We start from the raw sequence: 23367 nt of genomic DNA, 5'->3' as shown, positions 1-23367 counted from the left end.
TGTTGCATCCGGGGCGTTGACGGACAATGCGCGTTTTTGCGCGGGCGGGTGGCAGGTAGATGGCGACGGAGCGGGAAGAGAAGCTGTTGGCCCGGGTCGAGGATGCCTTTGGCGTCATCAGCGTGTACGAGGTGGAGGATTACCGCTTCCTTGAGTTCGGCGATGCCATCGAGCAGAGCTGCGTGTTCACCTCCGATCCGAGTTGGCTGGAGTACGACTACACCCGCGCCATGCTGGTCGGCGCGCTTTGCCACGAACAGCCGGAGAGTGCGCTGTTTCTCGGCCTGGGTGCCGGCACCCTGACCCAGGCCTGCATGAAGTTCCTGCCGCTCGAAGACATCGAGGCCATCGAACTGCGTGCGGACGTGCCGCGCCTGGCCATGGAATACATGGGACTGGACGATGACCCGCGGCTGTACGTGCGCATTGGCGACGCCCTGGAGTTGCTGCCCACGGCAGAGCAGGCCGACCTGCTGTTCGTCGACCTTTATACCGATTACGGGCCGGGCGTCGGGCACCTGGCGTGGAAGTTCCTCGAGAACTGTCAGAAGAAACTCAACCCAGGTGGCTGGCTGGTGATCAACCAGTGGGCCAACGACGACGGCAAACCGCTGGGCGCGGCGCTGTTGCGCGGGTTGTACCACCGGCATTACTGGGAACTGCCGGTGAAGGAGGGCAATGTGATCCTGCTGGTGCCGGCGGACCTGGATCAGCAACTGGATCTCGATGCGCTGCGGGCGCGGGCCGAGGCCCTGGCGCCACGTTTGGGGTATAGCCTGGAAGGGTTGATCCGCGAGATCCGGCCTGCTACTTGAGACCGCGTCGCCTGCTTCGCGGTGTTACAGAAAAACGATTCAGCTATCTCTGCCTGATGGCCCGATACTGGCCGTTGGGCCAGAAAAATTTACTCACTCCCCACTATTTTTTCGGGTATAGTACGCGCCGGTCTTTTAGCGGACCTCAAAATCAGGTGGTGCAAATCCTCCGAGTCCAGCTTCGGCTGCACGTCCGCTAGGCGGACCTTCCTAAAGTTTTCTTTTTCAATCGTTTTCGCAAATCCCCGCCGACAAAGCTGCCTGGGTGACCGTTCCGGTCTTTCAAGGCATGTGCAGCTTTGCAGCATGGGTCTTTGCGGATGCACTTAGAGGCAGACCCATGACCCAGGAAACCGGCGGCTTCGCCGCTCTCGATCTTAATCCGAACATTGTTGCTGCCGTTCTGGCTACCGGCTACGAAGAGCCGTCCGCCATTCAGCAACAATCGATCCCGATCATCCTCGCCGGTCACGACATGATCGGCCAGGCGCAGACTGGCACCGGCAAGACCGCTGCCTTCGCCCTGCCGATCCTCAACAAGATCGATGTGAGCAAGCGCGAACCGCAAGCCCTGATCCTGGCGCCAACCCGTGAGTTGGCGCTGCAAGTAGCTACCGCTTTCGAAACCTACGCCAAGCAGATGCCGGGCGTTAATGTAGTGGCCGTCTACGGTGGTGCCCCGATGGGCCCACAGCTGCGTGCCATTCGCAACGGCGCGCAAATCGTCGTCGCCACCCCGGGCCGTCTGTGCGACCACCTGCGTCGTGACGAGAAAGTCCTGTCGACCGTGCAGTACCTGGTACTGGACGAAGCTGACGAAATGCTCAAGCTGGGCTTCATGGACGACCTCGAAGTGATCTTCGATGCCATCCCGGCCAGCCGCCAGACCGTACTGTTCTCCGCAACCCTGCCGTCGTCGATCCGCTCGATCGCCGAACGCCACCTGCGCGAGCCCAAGCACGTCAAGATCCAGAGCAAGACCCAGACCGTCACCGCGATCGACCAGGCCCACCTGATGGTCCACGCCGACCAGAAGATCCCGGCTGTTCTGCGTCTGCTGGAAGTCGAAGAGTTCGACGCGCTGATCGCCTTCGTGCGCACCAAGCAAGCCACCCTGGACCTGGCCGCCGCGCTGGAAGCCAAGGGTTACAAGGCTGCTGCGCTGAACGGCGACATCGCCCAGAATCAGCGTGAGCGCGTGATCGACTCGCTGAAGGATGGCCGCCTGGACATCGTCGTCGCCACCGACGTCGCTGCCCGTGGTCTGGACGTACCGCGCATCACTCATGTGTTCAACGTCGACATGCCGTACGACCCGGAATCCTACGTGCACCGTATCGGCCGTACCGGCCGTGCCGGTCGCGATGGCCGTGCACTGCTGCTGGTTACCCCGCGTGAGCGCCGCATGCTGCAGGTGATCGAGCGCGTGACCGGGCAGAAGGTTGCCGAAGCCCGCCTGCCGAACGCCCAGGCTGTACTGGACGCCCGCATCAAGAAGCTGACCAACAGTCTGGCGCCGCTGGTTGCTGAAGCAGAAGCCACCCATGGCGAGCTGTTCGACCGCCTGACTGCCGACCTCGGCTGCAGCGCTCGCGCCCTGGCTTCGGCCCTGCTGCGCAAGGCCACCAACGGCCAGGCGCTGGACCTGGCCGCCGTAGAGCGTGAGCAGCCGCTGGTACCGAGCTTCGCCCCGCGTGGCGAGCGTACCGAGCGTGGTGAGCGCAGCGATCGTGGTGATCGTGGCGACCGTGGTGGTGACCGCGAGCGTCGTGCGCCAATGCCGCTGGCCGAAGGCCGCGTGCGTTGCCGTACCGCCCTGGGTGCCCGTGACGGTATCGCCGCCAAGAACCTGCTGGGCGCGATCCTCAACGAAGGCGGCCTGGCCCGTGACGCCATTGGCCGCATCCAGGTGCGTGACAGCTTCAGCCTGATCGAGCTGCCGGAAGATGGCCTGGAGCGTCTGCTGACCAAGCTCAAGGACACTCGTGTAGCCGGCAAGCAACTGAAGCTGCGCCGTTATCGCGAAGATTGATCCTGATGCAATGAAAAAATCCCCGGCCTAGGTCGGGGATTTTTTTTGCCTGGCCCTTCAGTCGAACCGGTAAATGTCCATCCCCAGCGCCCCCAGGGTGAAGCCCTGGTGCACGATGCCGAACCTGTCCCCAGCCCCCAGGGCAAAGAACAGCGGCAGTAAATGCTCATCGCTTGGATGGTTGCGCGCCGCAAACGGCGCCTGTTTACGGTAATCCAGCAACGCAGCCTGGTCATCTGCCTTCAGCCGCTCCACCACCCAGTCCCGGAATGCCAGGGCCCAGGGCTCGATCACATTCGGCCCGGCATGCCAGTCCAGTTCACCCAGGTTGTGCGTGATGCTGCCGGAACCCACCAGCAAAACGCCTTCAGCACGCAGCCTCGCCAGCGCTTGGCCAACCTTGACTTGCAACCCCGGCCCCATCTGGCTGGGCAACGAAACCTGAATCACCGGAATGCTCGCATCCGGGTACATCAACGACAGCGGCACCCAGGCGCCGTGATCGAAGGGGCGCTGGGGGTCCAGGCGGGCCTGCAACAATTCAGCGACTCGGCTGGCCAGGGCTGGTTCGCCAGGCGCCGGATATTGCACCGCGTACAGCGCCGGCGGGAAGCCGTGGAAGTCGTGCCAGGTCTCTGGCTGCGCGCCGCTGGTCACCAGCAGCTCGCGGCTTTCCCAGTGCGCTGACACCACCACAATCGCTTTCGGTCGTGGCAGGGCGTTGGCCAGCCCGGCCAATGCCGGCCCGCTGGCGCCGGGTTGCAAGGCAAGCATGGGAGAACCATGGGAAATGAACAGGCTGGGCAGCATGGCGGGGTCCTGAGGGTTATGATGCAATCATCTTCGATCAACTACCGATCGAAATCCAAACCAAGTTTTGCCGACAATCCATCTAAAAATCGGGAGTGATCATGGAGCCAGCGTTCTGGCAGCAGCGGTGGGCCGACAACCAGATCGGTTTTCATCAAGCGCAGGTGAACCCTTATCTGCAACAGTATTGGCCACAGCTGCAGCTGGCGCCGGGCAGCCGCGTGCTGGTGCCGCTGTGTGGCAAGAGCCTTGACCTGGCCTGGCTGGCGGGGCAGGGGCACCGAGTGTTGGGGGTCGAGCTGTCACGGCAGGCGGTGCAGGCCTTTTTTCGTGAGCATGGGCTGGAGCCACAGGTGGCGCAACAGGGTGCCTTCGAAGTCTGGCGCAGTGGCGATGTGGAGCTGTGGTGTGGCGACTTCTTCGCCTTGCGCGCGGCGGATGTGGCGGACTGCGTGGCGCTCTACGATCGCGCCGCACTGATTGCCCTGCCACCTGAAATGCGTGTGGATTACATGCGTTTGCTGTCGCAGGTATTGCCGACAGGCGCCGGGCTGCTGGTGACCTTGGATTATCAGCAGGAACTGCTGGCCGGGCCGCCGTTTTCGGTGGCCGACGATGAGGTGAGGCACGGGTTTGCCGGTTGGCAGGTCGAGGCGCTCGAAGCGCAGGAAGTGATCAGCCAGAGCCCGAAGTTCCTGCAGGCCGGGGTCAAGAGCCTGGTTGAGCGGGTATATCGCGTGAAGTTCTGAGCGAAAACGAAAAAGGGCGACCGAAGTCGCCCTTTTTTGCCTGATGGATCAACCGCGGCGGCGCAGGGCCTCGATGCGGTCTTCCAGCGGCGGGTGGCTCATCAGCAGGCCGGCCAGGCCGTGCTTGAGGCCGCCATTGATGCCGAAGGCCTTCATGGTGTCGGGCATGTGCACCGGCAGGCCTTGTTCCACGCGCAGGCGTTGCAGGGCGCCGATCATTGCAGCGGTACCGGCCAGTTGCGCACCGGCTTCGTCGGCACGGTACTCGCGGCGGCGCGAGAACCACATGACGATCATGCTGGCGAGGATGCCCAGGATCAGCTCGGCGACGATGGTCGCCACGTAGTAGGCAATGCCTTGGCCCTCTTCATTCTTGAAGATCACCTTGTCGACGAAGTTGCCGATGATGCGGGCGAAGAACATCACGAAGGTGTTCACCACGCCCTGCACCAGCGCCAGGGTGACCATGTCACCGTTGGCCACGTGGCCGATTTCGTGGGCCAGCACAGCGCGCACTTCATCGGGCGAGAAGCGCTCCAGCAGGCCTTGGGATACCGCGACCAGCGCGTCGTTGCGGTTCCAGCCAGTGGCGAAGGCGTTGGCCTCGTAGGCCGGGAAAATGCCCACCTCTGGCATTTTGATGCCCGCTTCGCGGGACAGCTCTTCGACCGTTTGCAGCAGCCACTGCTCGTGGCGGGTGCGCGGCTGGCTGATGATCTGGGTACCGGTGGTCATCTTCGCCATCCACTTGGAGATGAACAGCGAGACCAGGGAGCCAGCGAAGCCGAACACGGCGCAGAAGACCAGCAGGCTGCTGAGGTTGAGGTCAACCCCGTTGGCGGCCATGAACCCGTTGAAGCCGAACAGGCTCAGGGTAATGCTTGCAACCAGCACCACCGCAAGGTTGGTGGCTACAAACAACAGAATGCGCATCATGGTTGTTACGTTCTCCTGACGGATGAGTTGTCGCTTACTGCGGGGTATATAAGGTCCCGGCCGCCAGGATTCAATCGGGCGACTATTTCAAACTGTGTACGGCGGAGTATGGCAGAGGATTTTGCGCGGGCAGTGAGATAGAGCGTTGCAGGATGTAAGAAACATCCTGCGATAGTGCAGGGGGCTGCTTTGCAGCCCATTCGCGGGGCAAGCCCGCTCCTACAGAGGATTGCGTGACTCTGTAGGGGCGGGCTTGTCCCGCGAAGAGGCCATCAGCTACTGCGAATAAGTCCGCAGGAAGTTACCGATCCGACCAATCGCGGCTTCGAGGTCATCCACTCGCGGCAAGGTCACCACGCGGAAGTGGTCCGGCCACGGCCAGTTGAACGCCGTGCCCTGAACGATCAGCAGCTTTTCCGACAACAGCAGGTCGAGGGCGAACTTCTCGTCGTTGAGGATCGGGCAGACCTTCGGGTCGATCCGCGGAAATGCATACAGCGCGCCCATCGGCTTCACGCAGCTGACGCCCGGGATTTCGTTGAGCAGCTCGTAGGTGCGGTTGCGCTGTTCCAGCAGGCGGCCTGGCGGCAGCACCAGGTCGTTGATGCTCTGATAGCCGCCCAGGGCCGTCTGAATGGCATGCTGGGCCGGCACGTTGGCGCACAGGCGCATGTTGGCCAGCATGTCGATGCCTTCGATGTAGCTCTGGGCGTGGTGCTTGGGCCCGGAGATGATCAGCCAGCCGGAGCGGAAACCGGCCACCCGATACGACTTGGACAGGCCGTTGAAGGTCAGGCACAGCAGGTCCGGGGCCAGCGAGGCGGTGCTGATGTGCACGGCTTCGTCGTAGAGGATCTTGTCGTAGATCTCGTCGGAGAACACCACCAGGTTGTGCTGGCGGGCCAGTTCCAGCATGCCCAGCAGCAGCTCCTTGGAGTACACCGCGCCCGTCGGGTTGTTCGGGTTGATGATCACCAGGGCCTTGGTGTTCGGGGTGATCTTGGCCTTGATGTCTTCTAGGTCCGGGAACCAGTCGGCCTGCTCGTCGCACAGGTAGTGCACCGGCTTGCCACCGGCCAGGCTCACCGCGGCGGTCCACAGCGGGTAGTCGGGGGCCGGGATCAGTACTTCATCGCCGTTGTTCAGCAACGCTTGCATCGACATCACGATCAGCTCGGAGACACCGTTGCCGAGGTAGATGTCCTCGATGGTGACGCCTTCGATCTCCTTCTGCTGGCAGTACTGCATCACTGCCTTGCGCGCGCTGAACAGGCCCTTGGAATCGCTGTAGCCCTGGGCGGTGGGCAGGTTGCGGATCACATCCTGAAGGATTTCGTCCGGCGCCTCGAAGCCAAACGGCGCCGGGTTGCCGATGTTCAGCTTGAGGATGCGGTGGCCTTCCTCTTCCAGGCGTTTGGCGTGCTTGAGCACTGGGCCGCGAATGTCATAGCAGACATTGGCGAGCTTGTTCGATTTGCTGAACTGCATGATGTGGTCCCGATTGAGAATACGCACTGCGGCCCTTTGCGAAACGTTCGAAAGGTTTGAAAGGGCAGGAAGCGGGTGCCAGACTGGAAGCCTTGCACACGAAGCCAACTAATATACGTGCCACCCGCGCTACGGAAAAGACGGCGTGAGGTGAAATTCAGCCTGCCGAGGTTCACTTATGCAAAAGATCGACAAGACACTTGAAGAATGGCGCGAAATGCTCGACCCCGCCCAGTATCAGGTGTGCCGCCTCAAGGGCACTGAACGGCCGTTCAGCGGCAAGTACAACAGCGAGCGCCGTGCCGGCGTGTACCACTGCATCTGCTGTGACCTGCCGCTGTTCGACTCGCAGACCAAGTTCGATTCCGGCTGCGGCTGGCCGAGCTTCTACGCGCCGATCGAGGAGAGCGCGATGGTCGAGATCCGCGACACCTCCCACGGCATGATCCGCACCGAGGTCACCTGCGCCCAGTGCGATGCGCACCTGGGCCACGTGTTCCCCGACGGCCCGCCACCGACCGGCCTGCGCTACTGCATCAACTCGGTATGCCTGGACTTCAAACCCCGCGACGGAGCCTGAAAATGGCCGGATCGATGCTGGACATCCCCTGCGTGACCCTGGGCGGCGAGCAGAAAAAGCTCGGCGACTTCGTCGGCAAGGCGCTGCTGGTGGTCAACACCGCCAGCCAGTGCGGCTTCACCCCGCAGTACAAGGGCCTTGAGCAGTTGTGGCGGGACTACCGCGAGCGCGGCCTGGTGGTGCTGGGCTTCCCTTGCAACCAGTTCGGCAAGCAGGAGCCGGGTGATGCGCGGGACATTGCGCAGTTCTGCGAAGCCAATTTCGGCGTGAGTTTCCCGCTGTTTCGCAAGATCGAGGTCAACGGCCCTGGCGCACATCCGCTGTTCGTCGAACTCAAGCAGCGCGCCCCTGGCCTGTTGGGCACGCAGAAGATCAAATGGAACTTCACCAAGTTCCTGGTCGACCCGGCCAGCGGCAAAGTCACCCGCTACGCGCCGACCACCAAGCCCCAGGCCCTGGAAGCTGACATCCAGCGCCTGCTCAGCCGCTGAGCGGCACCCAGTGGTCGATCAGCGCCAGTAGCTCCTCGCGGCGGAACGGCTTGGCCAGGTAGTCGCTCATGCCCGCCGCGCGGCAGCGCTCGCGCTCTTCGGGCATGGCGTTGGCGGTCAGGGCGACGATCGGCAGCTCCGGCCAGCGTCCGCTCTGGCGAATCCGCCGGCTGGCTTCATAGCCGTCCATCACCGGCATGTTGCAGTCCATCAGCACCAGGTCGAAGTCTTCCCGCTCCAGCCATTCCAGAGCCTCGACGCCTTGGGTGGCGACCTGCACTTGGCAGCCGAGCTTGGCCAGCATGCCCTTGGCCACCAGCTGGTTCACCGGGTTGTCTTCTACCAGCAGGATGCGCGCGCGGCCGTCGGCGACGGTGAGCAGCGGGGTGGCCAGCGGGTGCTCCGGGGCATGCCCCTGCAGGGTGCGGCGCAAGGTCTGGTACAGGGCGTTGCGCGCCAGTGGCCGGGCCAGCTGGTGCAGTGGCGCCAGTTGCGCCGATTGCTCGCTGGGCAGGAAGTTGCCGTAGGCGGTCACCAGCAGGATGGGGGCCTTCAGGGCCGGGCGCAGCTGGAACAGCTGCTCCAGGTCGTCGGTGATCAGCAGGTCGATGCTGTTGTCGAGGGCTGTGCTGCTGTCGTGCCGCTGGTAATCCAGCCCCCAGCCGGGCAGCAGGCCTTGCAGCAGTTCGCTGAGGCCGCTGCCGGCGTCGCTGAGGGCGACCACCTTGCCCTGCAGGGCGGCCGGCGCGATGGCTTCGGTGTGGGTGGTCAGCGGCAGTTCGGCGCTGAAGCGGCTGCCAAAGCCAGGCTCGGACTGGATGTGCAGATGGCCCTGCATGGCCTTGCACAGGTTGCGGGTCAGGGCCAGCCCCAGCCCGGTGCCGCCGTACTGGCGGGTGATGCCGGCGCCCGCCTGGGTGAACGGCTGGAAGATGCGCGCCTGGGCCGCTTCGGGAATGCCGATGCCGGTGTCGCGCACTTCCAGGCGCACGCCGCCGACGATCGTTACCAGGCGCACGTCGACGCGGCCGAAGCGGGTGAACTTGAGGGCGTTGGACAACAGGTTGCTGACCACCTGGCGCACCCGCGTCGGGTCGCCCAGCACCGAACTGGGGAAGCGGTCGGCGATCAGGCAGGTCAGCTCGACGCTTTGCGCAGCGTTCTGCGACAGCAGGTTGGCGGTGTCCTCGACCATCGCGCCCATGTCGAACGGAATGCGTTCCAGCTCCAGCTGCCCGGCATCGAACTTGGACAGGTCGAGGATATCGTTGAGTAACTCCACCAGCACCTTGCCCGAGTCATGGGCGATCGACAGCTGCTGGCGCTGCTCACCGGCCAGCGGGCTGTCCAGGGCCAGGGCGATCATGCCGAGCATGCCGTTTAGCGGGGTGCGGATCTCGTGGCTCATGTTGGCCAGGAAGGCCGCGCGCGCCTGGGCCATGTCGAGGGCACGCTGGCGGGCCTCTTCCAGCTCCTGGTTGGACTGGCTGAGGCGGCTGTTGCTGGCCTTGAGCTCTTCGGTACGTGCCGAGACGATGTCCTCCAGTTCGTTGAGGTACTGGGTCAGGCGGTTTTCCGCAGTGCGCCGCTGCTGGATCTCGGTGGACATGCTGACGAACTGCTGGTTGGCGACCTTGACCAGCACGCCGATCTCGTCGAGTTCGTGGCCGGGCGGGCAGTTCACCCGCGTTTGCCCGGGCTGGCGCGGATCGCGGCCGGTGAGGGCACCGATCACCGTCACCAACGGCTTGGTCAGCAGCCTGTGGAACAGTGCCAGGAGAATACCGGTGAGCACCAGGCTGCGGGCAAAGCCGTTGAGCAGGGTGACCCCGGCGCGGTCCAGGAAACGGCTGCCGAAGGCGTAGGTGTCGACGTCCAGGTACAGCGTGCCGAGATATTCGTCGGGCATGTGGGTGAGGAACAGGCGCTCCTTGAACTGGCGTTGCTCGCCGAACAGGAAGTCGCTCAACATTCGGTAGCGGTCGTGCAGGCGCGGGCGCTCGACGTCAGCCAGTACGGTTTCGTTGTTGTCGATCAGCCGTGCACGGATGATCGCCGGTGACTGCAGCAGGCCGCGGGTCAGCTCCAGGGCCAGCTCTGAATCGATGTTGTAGGCGATGCGCGAGGCCGGATTGTGGCTGATTTGCAGCAACGCCCGCACTTCGCGGTTGATGGATGCGTCTTCGCTGGCATAATCGATGCCGATCTGGATGAGACTGAGCAATGTTCCCAGGATGAAGCCGACCAGGACTGTCAACCGGGCTTGCTTGTATGACAGGCGATTGGTGAACTTGATATCCATGAGTCCCGAGCCGGTTTCACGTCCCTTGCGCTGCGCAAGCATAGCCGATCAGCCCCGGCTGCTGGCGGGCCTGTCACACATTCAGCTTTAAATCTCACCTGTCTTTGCTAGGAGTCGTCATGGACGCTCGCTTGAATGCTTTCCTGGAACGCGCGGAATCGGTGCTGGCGCGTCTCGAACCCTTGCTGCCGGCGCCGCGCCCGCAGATCGACTGGACCACCACTCTGGCTGCGCGCTGGCAGCGCGACGGCCGCACGGGCTACCTGATGCCGCTGGACGTCAGCCTGGACATCCGCCTGACTGACCTGATCGGCGTGGATAAACAGCGCGAGCAGCTGGGCCGCAACACCCATCAGTTCATCAACGGCATGCCGGCCAACCACGCCTTGCTGTGGGGCTCGCGTGGCACCGGCAAGTCGTCGCTGGTGCGCGCCCTGTTGGCCGAGCATGCCGATGCCGGGCTGCGCCTGATCGAGATCGAGCGCGACCACCTGGCCGACCTGCCGCGCGTCGTCGAGCAGCTGCAGAAGCTAGCGCAGCGCTTCATCCTGTTCTGCGACGACCTCTCGTTCGAAGCCGGGGAGGGCGACTACCGGGTGCTCAAGAGCGTGCTCGACGGTTCGCTGGAGCAGGCGCCGGACAACGTGCTGCTGTACGCGACGTCCAACCGCCGCCACTTGGTGCCGGAAAAACAGAGCGACAACGAAAACTGGAAAATGATCGACGGCGAGCTGCACCCCAATGAGGCGGTGGAAGACAAGATTGCCTTGTCCGACCGCTTCGGCCTGTGGCTGTCGTTCTACCCGTTCAGCCAGGAACACTTCCTCGACGTGGTCGAGCACTGGATCGGCCAGCTGGCCCGCCCTGCTGACCTGGCCTGGCAGCGTGACGAAGCGCTGGAAATTCTCGCCGTGCGCTGGGCCACGGGCCGCGGCAACCGTAATGGCCGTTGTGCCTATCAGTTCGCCCGCTACTGGGTCGGGCTGCAATTGCTGGAGCAAAAGTAAACATGATCGACCTCAATGCCAGTGGCGCCGGCCTCGACGGCTACAACCTGCTGGCCGCGCAAGTGCAGGCGCTGTTCGCCGACGAGCGCGACTTCATCGCCAATGCCGCGCAGTTTTCGGCGTTTCTCTACAACCAGGTAGACGACCTGAACTGGGCGGGATTCTACCTCAACCGCAACGAAGAGCTGGTGCTCGGCCCGTTCCAGGGCCAGGTGGCCTGCGTGCGCATTCCGTTCAGCAAGGGCGTGTGTGGCGCGGCCGCGGCTACCCGGCAGACCCAGCGGGTCGAGGATGTGCATGCGTTTGCGGGGCATATCGCCTGTGACAGTGCGTCCGCCAGCGAACTGGTGATTCCGCTGGTGAAGGAAGGGCGGTTGATTGGCGTGCTGGATCTGGACAGCCCGAAGTTGGCGCGTTTCAGTGAGGCGGACCAGGTGGGGCTGGAAAGGTTGGCAGCGATCTTCCTGGAGCTGACCGACTGCTGATGCTGTGCTGCCTGTACCGGCCGCGAAGAGGCCGGTACAGGTTAAAGGATCAGTCGTAGATCACCCGCTTTTTCCAGGTCTCGTCCTCGTCGGTCTTGAGCCCCTCGGTCAATTCGTTCTGTTCGTTCTCTGCCGGTTCCATCTTGTCCAGCACCTGGGCATTGGCCCGCGCCAGCAGTTTTTCCAGATAGGTCAGCTGCTCTTCATACACTCTCGGTTCCGGCTGCTTGCGCAGGTACTGCACGCCGCGCTCGAAGGCCAGCCGCGCCTGCCCCGGCTGTTCCTGTTGCAGCGCCTGCTGGCCGAGGTTGTTGAAGAACTCGATATGTAGCAGCACCAGGATATGGCGGATCTCCTTGACCCACTGCTTGGCTTCGTTGGTCTGCAGCACGTTTTCCTGGCTGCCCTTGACGATCTGGTTGTGCAGCGCCTCGAGCAGGAAGCGCACATCCTTGGCCTTGACCTCGGTCTGGATCGGGCAGGGCGGGTTGTTCACCGGGATGCGTTCACCCTGGGCGACCAGCCCTTCGAGTTCGGCGATGCGTGCCTTGAGTTGCGCGTTGTGCTTGTCCAGCGCCAGTTGCCGCTGGTTGAGGTTCAGCTCCAGGCGCGCCAGCAGCAGCTTGAGGGCCGGGGTCATGAACTGGCCAGGGAAGGTCTCGGTGATTTCGCCACAGCGGCGTACCCGGTCAGCGAGTTCGACTTTCAGCCGTGCGCGTTCGAGCTTGCTGTTTTCGACCACGTTGTTGAGGTAGCCGATCACGATCAGCAACGCGATACCCGCCACGATGAGCAGAGTGATCAGAAGTGGTGTCACCGTTAAAGCCTCATCAATAGGTTTGCATATAGAGTGTAGGAGCGAGCTTGCTCGCGAGAGGCCTTGGCAGGCAAATCTCTCGTTCTATCGGCAATCAGCCTTATAGCTGCATGCTGGCACATTGATGGTGAGCTTGCCCGAGGTGTCGTCAGAAAATCAACGCCAATCCGTCGGCGGCGCCTTGTGGCACCTTCTATATGGGCCGAAGTCATTGATTTAAATAAATTTCTACAAAAGGGTTGACGGCCCTTCCAACCATCCATAGAATGCGCGCCACTTGCAGCGTAAAGCACACAGCGAAACGCGGCAGGGAGTGAAAGCAGGCAGTAATGCCAGCAGCGTGTCCCCTTCGTCTAGTGGCCTAGGACACCGCCCTTTCACGGCGGTAACAGGGGTTCGAGTCCCCTAGGGGACGCCAAATTGCGGGAATAGCTCAGTTGGTAGAGCACGACCTTGCCAAGGTCGGGGTCGCGAGTTCGAGTCTCGTTTCCCGCTCCAAATTCTCCGGCAACGCTTAACGGCGGGGCGGGAAATAGAAATCCAGTCTGGATCGTGAGGTTCAGGTGCTGGTGCACTGAAAAGTGTTGTGTGTCCCCTTCGTCTAGTGGCCTAGGACACCGCCCTTTCACGGCGGTAACAGGGGTTCGAGTCCCCTAGGGGACGCCAAATGCGGGAATAGCTCAGTTGGTAGAGCACGACCTTGCCAAGGTCGGGGTCGCGAGTTCGAGTCTCGTTTCCCGCTCCAGATAGTGATCTACAGACTTCTACTGACGTCTGTAAGTCGTTGAAAAGAGGGGCTTTGGCCCCTTTTTTCATTCCAGCGAGCGCCACGGAAATCCACCCACAGCTACCGTTTTTGAGTGACCAATTGAGGCACAAGAATACGGTTGGGACGGCTACCGGATAGTTGCTGGGGCTGAGCGGGAACCATGACGAGCATTAGGCCTAAGTCATAACTTAGGAGCCTCGAAATGGCACTCTCTGATCTGACAGTCCGGCAGGCAAGAACCACCGGCAAGCGCTACACCCTCTCCGATAACGACTGCCTGGGCCTGATGGTCTCTGCCGCAGGCGGCAAGTCGTGGATCTTCCGATACTACTGGCTGGGCAAGCAAAAGCGCATGTCCCTGGGTGGCTATCCCGCCCTCAGTCTGCGCGAGGCCCGCGCCGAGCGGGACAAGGCTCAGGTTCTGCTCGCCAAGGGCATTGATCCCCAAATCGAACGCGACCAGCGCCGGCACGCGGCCAAGCTGGCGGGCGAATACACCTTCAAGAACGTCTTCGATGCTTGGGTCGAGCATCGCCGCAAGGAACTCAAGGAAGGCCGTCAGAGCACGCTTTCGCAGATCCTGCGCATCTTCAACAAGGACGTGCTGCCTACCCTGGGGAAGATGTCGATCTACGACATTCGACGGCCCCAGCTCGTGGGCGTCGTGGCGGCGATCGAGAAACGCAAGGCGTTCACCACCGCCGAGAAGGTCCGCACCTGGTTCAACCAGATGTTCCGCTATGCCCTGGTCATCGCCGAAGGGCTGGAAGTCAATCCGGCCGCGGACCTGGACGTGGTGGCCGAGCCCAAGCCCCCGGTGGCCCACAACCCCTATCTGCACCTGCCCGAGCTGCCCGAGTTCCTTCAGAAGCTCCGGCGCTACAACCCCCGGGGCTGGCAGACCCAGCTTGGCGTCCGGCTGCTGTTCCTGACGGGGGTGCGCACGGGCGAGTTGCGCCTGGCCGAGCCTGAGCAATTCGACCTCGACCGCGGCTTGTGGATCATCCCGCCGCAGGTCGTCAAGCAACTCCAGGACGAAATGCGCAAGGCCGGCAAGCGGCCGCAGGACGTGCCGCCCTACATCGTGCCCCTGTCCCTGCAGGCCATCGAGATCGTGCGCTATCTCCTGGGCGTGATGCGTCCAGCGCAGAAGTACCTGCTGTCGCATCGCAGCGAACTCAAGAAGCGCATCAGCGAGAACACCCTCAACAAGGCCGTGCAGCTCATGGGCTACGAGGGGCGCCTGACCGGCCACGGCATCCGCGGCACCATCTCGACCGCGCTCAACGAGATCGGATACCCGAAGATTTGGGTGGACGCTCAGCTTTCGCACTCCGACCCCAACAAGGTGAGTTCGGCCTACAACCACGCCAAGTACGTGGAGCCTCGGCGTCGCATGATGCAGGACTGGGCAGACCGTCTTGACCTGCTCGAACAGGGTGAAGTCGAAGCCGCGAGCGCGCATCTGACCATCCGTATCGACGGGGTGCCGGCAATGGCGGAAGTGGAGGAAGTGGTGGGCGCGGTCTCCACGACTGCTGAGCCTGTTGTCCCCGGCGTGCCGCCCGTGGTGGCCACGCCTATCGTCGTGACCCCCAACAGCGGCGGAATCATGTTCCAGCGGCTGTCGCAGGTGCCGCCGCCTCCGGTGCATGCCCCGGAGCCGGAAGTCTCCGCGATCCAGCGCGAGCGCGAGGAAATGCTGGCCATCTACGAGTCGCCGAACAATCTGCCGGTCCCGCTGTTCGGCAAGCTGGCCGGGAAGTCCAAGGACCAGATCAACCGCGAGCTGAAGGCGGGCAAGCTGCTGTCGATCAGCCTGGGCAACCGGGGGCAGCGGGTTCCCGACTGGCAACTGGTGCCGCTCAAGCACAAGCTGGCCCAAGTGCTCATGAACCAATGCCCGCACGCCGATTCGTGGGACCTGTACCGCATGCTGACCCAGCCTCACCCCGACCTGGGTGATCGTGCGGCCATTGATGCGGTCACGCCAACGAACGTGCCCGCAATCATCCGGGTTCTCATGGGCGACTACCAGCACCATGCGGATGTGCCCGAGGCCGTTGCCCCGCGGCCCATCCCCGAGGACGTGCGGCAGAGCGTCCGCCGACTGGTGGACAGCGCAGCGGTGCTTGAAGGGGTCTAGTCCGGTCTAGTCCCATGCTGCAACCTATGGCCGGGATGAGACGGCTCCGGCCTATAGGAGTGCCTGCTACAGGGCGCCTGCCTCGGCGATCTGCAGCGCCCTGCGCTCGAAACGCTTGGCAGCAGAATCTGCTTGCGCGTGGGGCCGTTGGAGGTACGTCACGATCTCATAGGGGCCATCGGCGAGCGGTCGCATGCTTACCCCCCATTGATGGGCACGCTCGATGCGCGATTGCGCGCATACGCCGATGCCGTAGCCGGCTGAAACCCACAGCGCCATCATCTCGAATGAAGTTGCAGGCAGGATGTTCTCTTGGTCCACTGGCATCAGGGAGGCCAACCTCTCGTCCAGCAAGGGACAAGCCTCCGCCTGCCAGCGATAGATTGGATAGTCCTGAAGATCGGAGATGGTGAGCTTCGCCTGATCAACCAAACGGAACCGCGGTGGTATCGCGACGGCCATGCTTTCGCACCACAGCCTCCGGCTACTCGTCAGGTGATCCCCCGCACTGCTAAGAGATAGCCCCGCGTCGTAGCGGCCCTCATGCAGGCCCGTTACCAGCTCTTGATCCGAAACTTCACGCACGGCGATCGCGACACCCGGCTCGTGCGCTCGCTGCAGTGCAAGCAGCGCCGACAGCCGTGAAGACGGCACACCTGGCGCTATGGCGAGTGTGAAATTCGGGGACGGTCTGATGGCGTTGTGCATGGATGCCCCCAAGAGGCAACGGGATCGAAAAGAGCAGCCGACATCATACTCAAGAGATATCTTTAACGTGGTTAAAGATCAGTGATTCCATGACGCTTCTGCGAATGCAGAAGCGCACTATTCGGCCTGGACGGCCCGCCGGAGTAACCACCTATGAGTCCGCACCGGCGTTGGCGTTCGGGCAAGCGGTGCGAGCCGCTCGCCTGGCTCAGGGGATTGCTCAGGATGAGTTCGCGGGCTTGGCGGGGATCGCGCGCTCGCACATGGGCAAGATTGAGCGCGGCGAGCACATGCCGACACTCGCTCTCATTCTAAAAATTTCCCTGGCTCTCAAGATCAGCTCGGCCGAACTGATGACGGCCACGGAGCGCAACCTCTACCTTCAGGGCGATGCGTGACGCCGGATGTGGCGCAGGCGTCGTAGCTAATCGCTCTTTGGCGAACGCAAACGCTCGATGAAGCGCTCTACGGGTGCGGATAGTCCGCTACCGCCTTCGGGCCGAAGCAGGTAGGTGATGATGACGGCCGAATCGAGCGCCAACGGCCGGATCACCACGTCGGGACGTTGACACGCCGCGATTCGGGTCGCCGTTGCGAAGCCGATGCCGTAACCAGCTCCGACCAATGTGAGCATCATGTCCAGCGACGAGACATGCTCAACGATGGTGGACTCGCGCTCCAGGGGATGTAGCAGCCGGGTCAATTCGCGGCAGTAGCCCTCGCAAAGCTGCGGATCGCACATCACCAGCGGGTAACTCACGAGTTCACGTAGCGACACTTCCTTGTGGGCCAGCAACGGGTGCCGGATCGGCACGGTCACCACCAGCGGGTCCTGCCAGATGGGCTCCGTCACCAGTCCGTCGCCGACGTCCGCGGTGTGTGCGAAACCGATCGCGAAGTCGCCGGATCGCAGTCCCCGCAACTGTTCCGCCAGGGTGACCTCGGAGAGCCGTATTTCGATCTCCGGCTCCTCCTGGCGGCACAGGGCAAGAAGTGCAGACAGCCGCGGGTCGATGGCGCCATCGGAGATGGCGATGCGCACGCTGCCTCTTAGGCCTGCGGCGATCGCCCTGACGTTTTCTCGTGCCTGCTCCAGGTTGGTGAACAGCCTGCGAATGTCCTGAAGGAAGGTGGTGCCCGCTGGCGTCAACCGCGTTCCCCGCCGATCGCGGTCAAAGAGCAGCACCCCCAGTTCGTCTTCCAATTCCTTGATCGTGCGGGACAGCGGCGGCTGCTCGATGTGCAAGCGCTCCGCAGCACGGGTGAAATGCAGCTCTTCGGCGAGAGCCACGAAGCAGCGCAAATGACGAAGTTCCATGGGCACGTCCTTCAGCAATCCTGGTCATTGGGTTGGCCACGGCGCATTGCTGCCGAAGTGCGCTTAGAGGGGGCGACGTAGTGCTGGGTCCCTCTTCAGGGCGAGGAAAAAGGCCATCGGTGTATCTGAATAAGAATACATATGTTCATGTATTAACTCAAGTCAAGGGCGGTAGCAACTGTTTCGGAACGTGACGCCGAAGCCAACCCGCTCAATGCTTGAGCGGCTAAGGCAGTACTGACGCCAAAGTAGCGCGAGCCCACAGAGGGGCTCGCGAGATGTAGGACTGAAGGCGCTCTGCCTTCATGGAAAGGCCCAAATCAGGCCGGGTTGATTTCCAACGAGCCACGGTTGATCTGGTCGCGTTCCATCGACTCGAACAAGGCACCGAAGTTTCCTTCGCCGAAGCCCTCGCGGTAGTTGCCCTTGCGCTCGATGAACTCGAAGAACACCGGGCCAAGCAGCGGCTCGGAGAATATCTGCAGCAGCAGGCGGGGCTGGCCGCCTTCGGTCGTGCCGTCGAGCAGAATGCCGCGCGCCTGCAACTCGGGTACGGGCTGGCCATGGCCGGGCAGGCGCTTTTCCAAGTTTGCGTAATAGATGTCGTTGGGGGCGGTCAGCAGCGGGATACCGGCCATCTGCACGCGGTCGAGCGCATCGAGTAGGTTGTCGCACAGCAGGGCGATGTGCTGGATGCCCTCGCCGCTGAACTGCATCAAGAATTCCTCAATCTGGCCGCCGCCCTGGCGTGCTTCCTCGTTCAGCGGGATGCGGATCAGGCCGTCCGGCGCGCTCATCGCCTTGGAGGCTAGGCCGGTGTACTCGCCGTTGATGTCGAAGTAGCGGATCTCTTGGAAGTTGAAGAACTTCGTGTAGAAGTCGGCCCAGTACTCCGACTCGCACAAGCGCAATCCCATGGACGTGTTCCGCGCGTCTGTCCAGAACTGGCCAGAGGTTGTGGAGTGCCATGCGCTGACCGGCGACATGGACTATCTGCTGCGGGTGGTCGTCATGGACATGGCTCACTACTCCCGCTTCGTGCTCGACACGCTGCTCAAGCACCCCAGCGTGCAGGACTGCAAGACCAGCTTCGTGCTGGATCGCGTAAAGAGCACCACGGCCTTGCCCCTATGAGCATTCGGCCGGTTGGTGTGGCGGGGATGCAAATAGCGATTGACCTTCCAACGGTGGCAAGGAGCACACTTCAAACACCCCAACCCGAAAGGAGTTTTCCATGCAATTCCATCTCGAAGACATGACCTGCGGCGGCTGCGCCCGCACTGTGACGAAAACGATCCAAATGATCGACCCCAACGCCAAGATCGTCACGGACCCGCCGACCCGCCGTGTCGAGGTCCAGACCTCGGCCTCGCAAGAGCAGATCGCCGCGGCCCTGAGCGAAGCTGGCTTCCCGCCGCGCGCGCAGTAACACCGCATCGTGGCCGGCATGCACACAGGACGGCCGATGCGAGCACGTGCGCTGCGCCGTACCTGGCGCGGCGCTCAGTGCATCCCAAGGTAGGCCGACCTTGGCCACAGGGCCATCGCCACCATCATCAGGTTCTCGGTCAGGGACACGAAGCCCAGCGGCACGTTGCTGTCCCCGCCCACGCAGGCGCACTTGAGTTCCCGGCGATCGACATAGACCGCCTTGAAAACCGACACGGCCCCGACGGTCCCGATGAACAGCGCCAACGGAATCGACACCCACATCCCCACGCCCGCGACCATCTGGACGCCTGCGATGGCCTCCGCGAACGGGTAGAAATAGGCATACCGAACCCAGCGCTTGGCCAGCAGGTCGTCGCGAAGCCGTCCACGTCCTTGAGCTTCTGCAGCGCCAGGAGGCACATGGCAAAGGCCACGAACCACTCTGCCGCCTGAATGCTCTAGACTTGGCCGAAGGCCGCCCAGCTCGCCGCCAGCGCCATTGCGGCCGCCGTGGCGAACAGCGCGATCACAGGGGTCTAGGTCACGGCGTTCTTGTCCTTCACGGACATGCCGAAGAATTTGCGTAGGTCGTCGTAGCCGCCCACGCGCCGCCCGTTTATGAAGACCTGGGGCGTGGTCTCGATGCCATGCTCCTTCTTGAACGCATCCGTCTGCTCGCGGCTTGCCAAGTGTTTGTCCTCGACCTCGTAGCCCTTGCGGTTGAGCAGATCGAGCGACTTCAGCCCGTAGGGGCAGGTATGGCCGGGCATGACCATTCGGTAGAGCGTGGCTAGCTTGGGCGCAGACATGCAGGACTTCTCCTGTGGGACTTTCCATGGGCCGGCCGTCACGGATTTAAGGACGTTGATGACCTTTCCAGCCTAACCGACGACCGTGCAAAGGGAGTGTAGACACCTGGCTCGCGGGTTGGTCTGGCCCACGGGTTGGTTATCTGGCGGCAATGCCGTCAGTCCTCCATCTGCCAGAGCAACCCTGCCGCAGGCCGGTGCGCCTGAGGCAGCACGCAGGCTCCTAGTGGTTCTCCTTGGCATGGTTGATCGTGTACTTGGGGATCTCGACGGTCAGGTCTTCGGTCGCAACGATGGCCTGGCAGCTCAGCCGCGACTGCGCCTCCAGTCCCCAGGCCCGGTCGAGCAGATCGTCCTCGCATTCCTCGACTTCGTTTAGAGAATCGAACCCCTTGCGCACGATGCAGTGACAGGTCGTGCAGGCACAGCTCATGTCGCAGGCATGCTCGATCTCGATGCCGTTGTCCAGCAGGGCCTCGCAGATCGAAGTGCCTGCTGGCACGTTCAGTTCGGCTCCCTCAGGCGCCAGTTCAGGATGGGGCAAGACGGTGATTTTGGGCATATCTCTCCTGGCTGCTCAGTGCGCACACGGCTTTTTTCCTGCTGCGTTGGCTCGCGCGCGGCGCGGCACTGCGCCAGTGCGCGCTTCGGGCTTGTTGTCACTGATATCGGGCTGCTCCAGCGTGTGCAGGATCGGGCAGTCGGGCCGTTCGTCGCCGGCGCAACACCGGATCAGCGCCTTGAGCGTCGCGGCCATCTCCAGCATGCTCTCGATGCGCCGGTCCAACTCGTCGATGTGTTGCTGGGCCAGACGCTTTACATCAGCACTCTGGCGCGACTTGTCATTCCACAGTCCCAGCAAGTCCGTGATCTCGGCCACCGAGAAGCCGAGGTCGCGCGAACGCCGGATGAAATGCAACCGGTGAACGTCGTCCTGGGTATAGGCGCGGTAGCCCGAATCGGTGCGGTCAGCCGGAGGGATCAGACCGATTTGCTCGTAGTAGCGGATCATTTTGGCCGAGACCTTCGAGGCCTTGGATGCTTCACCGATGTTCATGGTGTTCCTCCTTTCTCAATGAGCGGTATCCGCCGCCAGCGGCGGCTGGAAGCGGCGCAGGCGCAGCGCGTTGCCGAGCACGAACACGCTGGACAGCGCCATCGCGCCAGCCGCGAAGATCGGCGACAACAGCACACCGTATGCGGGGTACAGGACGCCAGCGGCCACCGGGATCAGGGCCGTGTTGTAGCCAAACGCCCAGAACAGGTTCTGGCGGATGTTGCCGATGGTCGCCTTGGACAGCGCGATGGCGTTGGGCACGCCCTGCAGGTTGCCCGACATCAGCACTACGTCGGCCGACTCCACCGCCACGTCGGTGCCGGTGCCGATGGCCAGGCCCACGTCGGCCTCGGCCAGCGCCGGGGCGTCGTTGATGCCGTCGCCCACGTAGGCGATCTGGCCGTGGCTGGCTTTCAGCCGGCGCACGGCTTCGACCTTGCCCTCGGGCAGCACTTCGGCCACCACCTCGTCGATGCCCAGTTGCTTGGCGATGGCCTGCGCGGTACGCGCGTTGTCGCCGGTGATCATCGCCACCTTCAGGCCGAGCTGGTGCAACGCGGCAATGGCCGCGGGCGTGCTGGACTTGATCGGATCGGCCACCGCGATGATGGCGGCCAGCCGGCCGTCGATCGCGGCGTACAGCGGTGACTTGCCCTCGTTGCCCAGGCGCTCGGCCGTGCGAGCGAAGCTGCCCACGTCCAACCCCAGCTCACGCATGAAGCGATCGGCACCGACCTCGACACGCGCGCCGTCCACGGTGGCGCGCACGCCCATGCCCGTGACCGAATCGAAGTCTGTCATCGTCGGCAGCGCGATGCCACCTTCCACGGCCGACTCGACGATGGCGCGTGCGATCGGATGCTCCGAGCGCGATTCGACAGCGGCGACCTTCGCCAGCACCTGGTTGCGGTCAAAGCCGTCGGCAATCTCCAGGTCGGTCAGGACCGGGCGGCCCTCGGTCAGCGTGCCGGTCTTGTCCACGGCCACCACCTTGGCGTCCTTGAGCAGTTGCAGGGCTTCACCCTTGCGGAACAGCACGCCCATCTCGGCGCCCCGGCCCGTGCCGACCATGATGGAGGTCGGCGTCGCCAAACCCATGGCGCAAGGGCAGGCAATGATCAGCACCGCCACGGCATTGACCAGCGCGAAGGACAGCGCGGGCGACGGGCCGAACACCAGCCAGACCAGGAAGGTCAGCACCGCGGCCAGCATGACGGCGGGCACGAACCACAGCGTCACCTTGTCCACCACGGCCTGGATCGGCAGCTTGGAACCTTGCGCCTGCTCGACCATGCGGATGATCTGCGCCAGCATGGTCTGACCGCCCACGGCGGTGGCACGCAGCGTCAGCGCACCCTTCTGGTTGACGGTGCCGCCGACCACGGTGCTGCCTTCCGCCTTTTCGACGGGAATCGGCTCGCCGGTGATCATCGACTCGTCCACGAAGCTGCGGCCCTCGGTCACTTCACCATCGACCGGCACGCGCTCGCCGGGGCGCACTTCCACGATGTCGCCCTGCGCCACGTCGTTGATCGGGATGTCCACGATGCGGCCGTCGCGCAGCACGTGCGCCTCCTTGGCCTGCAGGCCGATCAGGCGCTTGATGGCCTCGGAGGTGCGGCCCTTGGCCCGTGCCTCAAGAAAGCGGCCCAGCAGGATCAGCGCCACGATGACGGCTGCCGCCTCGTAGTACACGTTCACCGTGCCGGCCGGCAGCAGACTGGGCGCGAACGTGGCGACCATCGAATAACCGAAGGCCGCGGCCGTGCCGACCGCGACCAGCGAGTTCATGTCGGGACCCAGGCGGAACAGCGCCGGGAAGCCCTTCTCATAGAAGCGCCAGCCCGGAATGGCGAGCACCAGCAGGGTCAGCACGAACTGCAGATACCAGCTCTGCTGGATGCCAATGGTGGAAGCCACCCACTCGTGCATGCCGGGAATCATGTGCGAGCCCATTTCGAGCACGAACACAGGCAGCGCCAGCACGGCGGCCAGGGTCAGGTCGCGCTTGAGTTCGGCGCGCTCGGCGTCCTTTTTCTCGGCAGCTTCCTCGTCGGCCTGCATGCCTGTATCGACCGGGCTGGCCTCGTAGCCGACCTTATCGACAGCAGCAATCAGATCCTGCACGGATGCTACGCCACGCACGGTAGCGCGCTCGGTCGCCAGATTGACCACAGCCTCAGTGACGCCCGGCACCGCCTTGAGCGCCTTCTCGACGCGGCCCACGCACGAAGCGCAGGTCATGCCTCCGATCGCCAGCTCGATGGTGCCCTGAGGCACGTCGTACCCTACCTTCTCGATCGCCTGGATCAGCGCCATGCGATCGACAGGACGGTTCAGGCGAATGTCCGCTCGCTCGGTGGCGAGATTGACAGACACGCTTGCCACGCCCTCGACCTTGGCAAGGGCGGCCTCGACTCGGCCGACACAGCTTGCGCAGGTCATGCCCTCGATGGGCAGGCTGATTGCCGCTGCTTGGGCGCCAGCACTACTCGTTGTTGCCATGCTCATGGTGTGCTTCCCATAGTTGAAATTCGACATGGAGGGAGCTTAGGGTTTACCATCGTGGGAAGGTCAAGCGCTTTTTCGGATGCTGTCAGGTTTCAGAAATGACCCG

Annotated in this window: 22 protein-coding genes, 4 tRNA genes and 2 pseudogenes; 15 read left to right on the top strand and 13 right to left on the bottom strand. The window is 63.2% G+C overall.

Annotated elements, in window-relative coordinates; genetic code table 11:
• The first annotated feature begins 59 nt into the window (after nt 1-59).
• Complete coding sequence (locus ACOKS3_RS21560) at nt 60-815, top strand: spermidine synthase (protein ID WP_103449678.1); 756 nt, start codon at nt 60-62, stop codon at nt 813-815.
• A gap of 306 nt (nt 816-1121) precedes the next feature.
• Nucleotides 1122-2847 (top strand): annotated as a pseudogene (locus ACOKS3_RS21555) (DEAD/DEAH box helicase).
• Nucleotides 2848-2904: 57 nt separating this feature from the next.
• On the opposite strand, the gene ACOKS3_RS21550 reads toward ACOKS3_RS21555, so the two are convergent.
• Nucleotides 2905-3657, bottom strand: coding sequence for a DODA-type extradiol aromatic ring-opening family dioxygenase (locus ACOKS3_RS21550; protein ID WP_422763021.1), 753 nt, complete (start codon nt 3655-3657; stop codon nt 2905-2907).
• Nucleotides 3658-3758: 101 nt separating this feature from the next.
• Between ACOKS3_RS21550 and ACOKS3_RS21545 the strand changes: the two genes are divergently transcribed.
• Nucleotides 3759-4406: a thiopurine S-methyltransferase gene (locus ACOKS3_RS21545; RefSeq protein WP_103449681.1), complete on the top strand. Its 648-nt coding sequence runs from the start codon at nt 3759-3761 to the stop codon at nt 4404-4406.
• Between the two features lie 48 nt (nt 4407-4454).
• Here ACOKS3_RS21545 and htpX read toward each other — a convergent pair whose 3' ends face one another.
• Nucleotides 4455-5342: a protease HtpX gene (htpX, locus tag ACOKS3_RS21540; protein ID WP_003259721.1), complete on the bottom strand. Its 888-nt coding sequence runs from the start codon at nt 5340-5342 to the stop codon at nt 4455-4457.
• Nucleotides 5343-5618: 276 nt separating this feature from the next.
• Complete coding sequence (locus ACOKS3_RS21535; protein ID WP_085675507.1) at nt 5619-6830, bottom strand: pyridoxal phosphate-dependent aminotransferase; 1212 nt, start codon at nt 6828-6830, stop codon at nt 5619-5621.
• Nucleotides 6831-7008: 178 nt separating this feature from the next.
• Between ACOKS3_RS21535 and msrB the strand changes: the two genes are divergently transcribed.
• Both msrB and ACOKS3_RS21525 read left to right on the top strand, forming a co-directional pair.
• Nucleotides 7009-7410, top strand: coding sequence for a peptide-methionine (R)-S-oxide reductase MsrB (gene msrB / locus ACOKS3_RS21530; RefSeq protein WP_103449682.1), 402 nt, complete (start codon nt 7009-7011; stop codon nt 7408-7410).
• 2 nt (nt 7411-7412) lie between these two features.
• A complete protein-coding gene (locus ACOKS3_RS21525) occupies nt 7413-7901 on the top strand; it encodes a glutathione peroxidase (protein ID WP_103449683.1) in 489 nt (162 codons plus the stop codon).
• On the opposite strand, the gene ACOKS3_RS21520 is transcribed toward ACOKS3_RS21525, so the two are convergent.
• Nucleotides 7891-10245: a hybrid sensor histidine kinase/response regulator gene (locus ACOKS3_RS21520; RefSeq protein ID WP_103449684.1), complete on the bottom strand. Its 2355-nt coding sequence runs from the start codon at nt 10243-10245 to the stop codon at nt 7891-7893. The genes ACOKS3_RS21525 and ACOKS3_RS21520 overlap by 11 nt on opposite strands.
• Before the next feature lie 77 nt (nt 10246-10322).
• Between ACOKS3_RS21520 and ACOKS3_RS21515 the strand changes: the two genes are divergently transcribed.
• Together ACOKS3_RS21515 and ACOKS3_RS21510 are read left to right on the top strand one after the other, a co-directional pair.
• Nucleotides 10323-11210 carry an ATP-binding protein gene (locus ACOKS3_RS21515; RefSeq protein ID WP_422763022.1) on the top strand — a complete coding sequence of 296 codons (888 nt, stop codon included), beginning with the start codon at nt 10323-10325 and terminating at the stop codon, nt 11208-11210.
• Between the two features lie 2 nt (nt 11211-11212).
• Nucleotides 11213-11695 carry a GAF domain-containing protein gene (locus tag ACOKS3_RS21510; RefSeq protein WP_103449686.1) on the top strand — a complete coding sequence of 161 codons (483 nt, stop codon included), beginning with the start codon at nt 11213-11215 and terminating at the stop codon, nt 11693-11695.
• A 49-nt stretch (nt 11696-11744) separates the two neighbouring features.
• On the opposite strand, the gene ACOKS3_RS21505 is transcribed toward ACOKS3_RS21510, so the two are convergent.
• Nucleotides 11745-12512 (bottom strand): hypothetical protein, encoded by a 768-nt coding sequence (locus ACOKS3_RS21505; protein WP_422763023.1) that lies wholly within the window; start codon nt 12510-12512, stop codon nt 11745-11747.
• A gap of 342 nt (nt 12513-12854) precedes the next feature.
• Between ACOKS3_RS21505 and ACOKS3_RS21500 the strand changes: the two genes are divergently transcribed.
• The 5 genes from ACOKS3_RS21500 (at nt 12855) to ACOKS3_RS21480 (ending at nt 15427) form a co-directional block, all read left to right on the top strand.
• Nucleotides 12855-12930, top strand: a tRNA-Glu gene (locus tag ACOKS3_RS21500).
• A 4-nt stretch (nt 12931-12934) separates the two neighbouring features.
• Nucleotides 12935-13010, top strand: a tRNA-Gly gene (locus ACOKS3_RS21495).
• A 92-nt stretch (nt 13011-13102) separates the two neighbouring features.
• A tRNA-Glu gene (locus ACOKS3_RS21490) sits at nt 13103-13178 on the top strand.
• A gap of 3 nt (nt 13179-13181) precedes the next feature.
• Nucleotides 13182-13257: transfer RNA gene (locus ACOKS3_RS21485), tRNA-Gly, on the top strand.
• 226 nt (nt 13258-13483) lie between these two features.
• The gene (locus tag ACOKS3_RS21480; RefSeq protein WP_012614046.1) at nt 13484-15427 is read left to right on the top strand and encodes a tyrosine-type recombinase/integrase; all 1944 of its coding nucleotides are present in this window, start codon (nt 13484-13486) and stop codon (nt 15425-15427) included.
• 66 nt (nt 15428-15493) lie between these two features.
• Here ACOKS3_RS21480 and ACOKS3_RS21475 read toward each other — a convergent pair whose 3' ends face one another.
• Nucleotides 15494-16135, bottom strand: coding sequence for a substrate-binding domain-containing protein (locus ACOKS3_RS21475; protein ID WP_012614047.1), 642 nt, complete (start codon nt 16133-16135; stop codon nt 15494-15496).
• Between the two features lie 89 nt (nt 16136-16224).
• Between ACOKS3_RS21475 and ACOKS3_RS21470 the strand changes: the two genes are divergently transcribed.
• Entirely contained in the window at nt 16225-16533 is a 309-nt protein-coding gene (locus tag ACOKS3_RS21470) for a helix-turn-helix domain-containing protein (protein ID WP_021205759.1), read from the top strand.
• Between the two features lie 26 nt (nt 16534-16559).
• On the opposite strand, the gene ACOKS3_RS21465 is transcribed toward ACOKS3_RS21470, so the two are convergent.
• Entirely contained in the window at nt 16560-17453 is an 894-nt protein-coding gene (locus ACOKS3_RS21465; protein WP_012614048.1) for a LysR family transcriptional regulator, read from the bottom strand.
• A 320-nt stretch (nt 17454-17773) separates the two neighbouring features.
• Nucleotides 17774-18343 (bottom strand): annotated as a pseudogene (locus tag ACOKS3_RS21460) (4-hydroxyphenylpyruvate dioxygenase family protein); the annotation flags it as partial.
• Nucleotides 18344-18368: 25 nt separating this feature from the next.
• Between ACOKS3_RS21460 and ACOKS3_RS21455 the strand changes: the two are divergent.
• Nucleotides 18369-18587, top strand: a complete 219-nt coding sequence (locus ACOKS3_RS21455; protein WP_017511446.1) for an Lrp/AsnC ligand binding domain-containing protein — start codon at nt 18369-18371, stop codon at nt 18585-18587.
• A 100-nt stretch (nt 18588-18687) separates the two neighbouring features.
• Nucleotides 18688-18882 carry a heavy-metal-associated domain-containing protein gene (locus ACOKS3_RS21450; protein ID WP_012614049.1) on the top strand — a complete coding sequence of 65 codons (195 nt, stop codon included), beginning with the start codon at nt 18688-18690 and terminating at the stop codon, nt 18880-18882.
• A 74-nt stretch (nt 18883-18956) separates the two neighbouring features.
• Here ACOKS3_RS21450 and ACOKS3_RS21445 read toward each other — a convergent pair whose 3' ends face one another.
• The 5 genes from ACOKS3_RS21445 to ACOKS3_RS21425 all read right to left on the bottom strand — a co-directional run bounded on the left by ACOKS3_RS21445 (nt 18957) and on the right by ACOKS3_RS21425 (nt 23261).
• Nucleotides 18957-19325, bottom strand: coding sequence for a MauE/DoxX family redox-associated membrane protein (locus tag ACOKS3_RS21445; protein WP_223656233.1), 369 nt, complete (start codon nt 19323-19325; stop codon nt 18957-18959).
• A 95-nt stretch (nt 19326-19420) separates the two neighbouring features.
• On the bottom strand, nt 19421-19693 hold the full coding sequence (locus tag ACOKS3_RS21440) for a glutaredoxin domain-containing protein (RefSeq protein ID WP_012614050.1): 273 nt from the start codon (nt 19691-19693) through the stop codon (nt 19421-19423).
• Nucleotides 19694-19916: 223 nt separating this feature from the next.
• A complete protein-coding gene (fdx, locus tag ACOKS3_RS21435; RefSeq protein WP_012614051.1) occupies nt 19917-20255 on the bottom strand; it encodes an ISC system 2Fe-2S type ferredoxin in 339 nt (112 codons plus the stop codon).
• A 15-nt stretch (nt 20256-20270) separates the two neighbouring features.
• The gene (cueR, locus tag ACOKS3_RS21430; RefSeq protein WP_012614052.1) at nt 20271-20750 is read right to left on the bottom strand and encodes a Cu(I)-responsive transcriptional regulator; all 480 of its coding nucleotides are present in this window, start codon (nt 20748-20750) and stop codon (nt 20271-20273) included.
• 15 nt (nt 20751-20765) lie between these two features.
• Nucleotides 20766-23261, bottom strand: coding sequence for a heavy metal translocating P-type ATPase (locus ACOKS3_RS21425; RefSeq protein WP_017511447.1), 2496 nt, complete (start codon nt 23259-23261; stop codon nt 20766-20768).
• Between the last annotated feature and the right edge of the window lie 106 nt (nt 23262-23367).

This window comes from Pseudomonas sp. HS6-2 (assembly GCF_049325675.2).
In the GTDB taxonomy this organism is placed as follows: Bacteria; Pseudomonadota; Gammaproteobacteria; order Pseudomonadales; family Pseudomonadaceae; genus Aquipseudomonas; species Aquipseudomonas putida_N.
This window is presented reverse-complemented; position numbering and strand designations above follow the sequence as displayed.

Excerpts from the sequence above, each read along its gene's own strand:
- ACOKS3_RS21535 (WP_085675507.1), bottom strand. The coding sequence starts at position 6,830 with ATGCAGTTCAGCAAATCGAACAAGCTCGCCAATGTCTGCTATGACATT.
- ACOKS3_RS21525 (WP_103449683.1), top strand. The coding sequence starts at position 7,413 with ATGGCCGGATCGATGCTGGACATCCCCTGCGTGACCCTGGGCGGCGAG.
- msrB (WP_103449682.1), top strand. The coding sequence starts at position 7,009 with ATGCAAAAGATCGACAAGACACTTGAAGAATGGCGCGAAATGCTCGAC.
- ACOKS3_RS21515 (WP_422763022.1), top strand. The coding sequence starts at position 10,323 with ATGGACGCTCGCTTGAATGCTTTCCTGGAACGCGCGGAATCGGTGCTG.
- ACOKS3_RS21455 (WP_017511446.1), top strand. The coding sequence starts at position 18,369 with ATGGACGTGTTCCGCGCGTCTGTCCAGAACTGGCCAGAGGTTGTGGAG.
- cueR (WP_012614052.1), bottom strand. The coding sequence starts at position 20,750 with ATGAACATCGGTGAAGCATCCAAGGCCTCGAAGGTCTCGGCCAAAATG.
- ACOKS3_RS21450 (WP_012614049.1), top strand. The coding sequence starts at position 18,688 with ATGCAATTCCATCTCGAAGACATGACCTGCGGCGGCTGCGCCCGCACT.
- ACOKS3_RS21440 (WP_012614050.1), bottom strand. The coding sequence starts at position 19,693 with ATGTCTGCGCCCAAGCTAGCCACGCTCTACCGAATGGTCATGCCCGGC.
- ACOKS3_RS21465 (WP_012614048.1), bottom strand. The coding sequence starts at position 17,453 with ATGGAACTTCGTCATTTGCGCTGCTTCGTGGCTCTCGCCGAAGAGCTG.
- ACOKS3_RS21550 (WP_422763021.1), bottom strand. The coding sequence starts at position 3,657 with ATGCTGCCCAGCCTGTTCATTTCCCATGGTTCTCCCATGCTTGCCTTG.
- ACOKS3_RS21475 (WP_012614047.1), bottom strand. The coding sequence starts at position 16,135 with ATGCACAACGCCATCAGACCGTCCCCGAATTTCACACTCGCCATAGCG.
- ACOKS3_RS21470 (WP_021205759.1), top strand. The coding sequence starts at position 16,225 with ATGACGCTTCTGCGAATGCAGAAGCGCACTATTCGGCCTGGACGGCCC.
- ACOKS3_RS21560 (WP_103449678.1), top strand. The coding sequence starts at position 60 with ATGGCGACGGAGCGGGAAGAGAAGCTGTTGGCCCGGGTCGAGGATGCC.
- ACOKS3_RS21545 (WP_103449681.1), top strand. The coding sequence starts at position 3,759 with ATGGAGCCAGCGTTCTGGCAGCAGCGGTGGGCCGACAACCAGATCGGT.
- fdx (WP_012614051.1), bottom strand. The coding sequence starts at position 20,255 with ATGCCCAAAATCACCGTCTTGCCCCATCCTGAACTGGCGCCTGAGGGA.
- htpX (WP_003259721.1), bottom strand. The coding sequence starts at position 5,342 with ATGATGCGCATTCTGTTGTTTGTAGCCACCAACCTTGCGGTGGTGCTG.
- ACOKS3_RS21520 (WP_103449684.1), bottom strand. The coding sequence starts at position 10,245 with ATGCTTGCGCAGCGCAAGGGACGTGAAACCGGCTCGGGACTCATGGAT.
- ACOKS3_RS21510 (WP_103449686.1), top strand. The coding sequence starts at position 11,213 with ATGATCGACCTCAATGCCAGTGGCGCCGGCCTCGACGGCTACAACCTG.
- ACOKS3_RS21425 (WP_017511447.1), bottom strand. The coding sequence starts at position 23,261 with ATGAGCATGGCAACAACGAGTAGTGCTGGCGCCCAAGCAGCGGCAATC.
- ACOKS3_RS21480 (WP_012614046.1), top strand. The coding sequence starts at position 13,484 with ATGGCACTCTCTGATCTGACAGTCCGGCAGGCAAGAACCACCGGCAAG.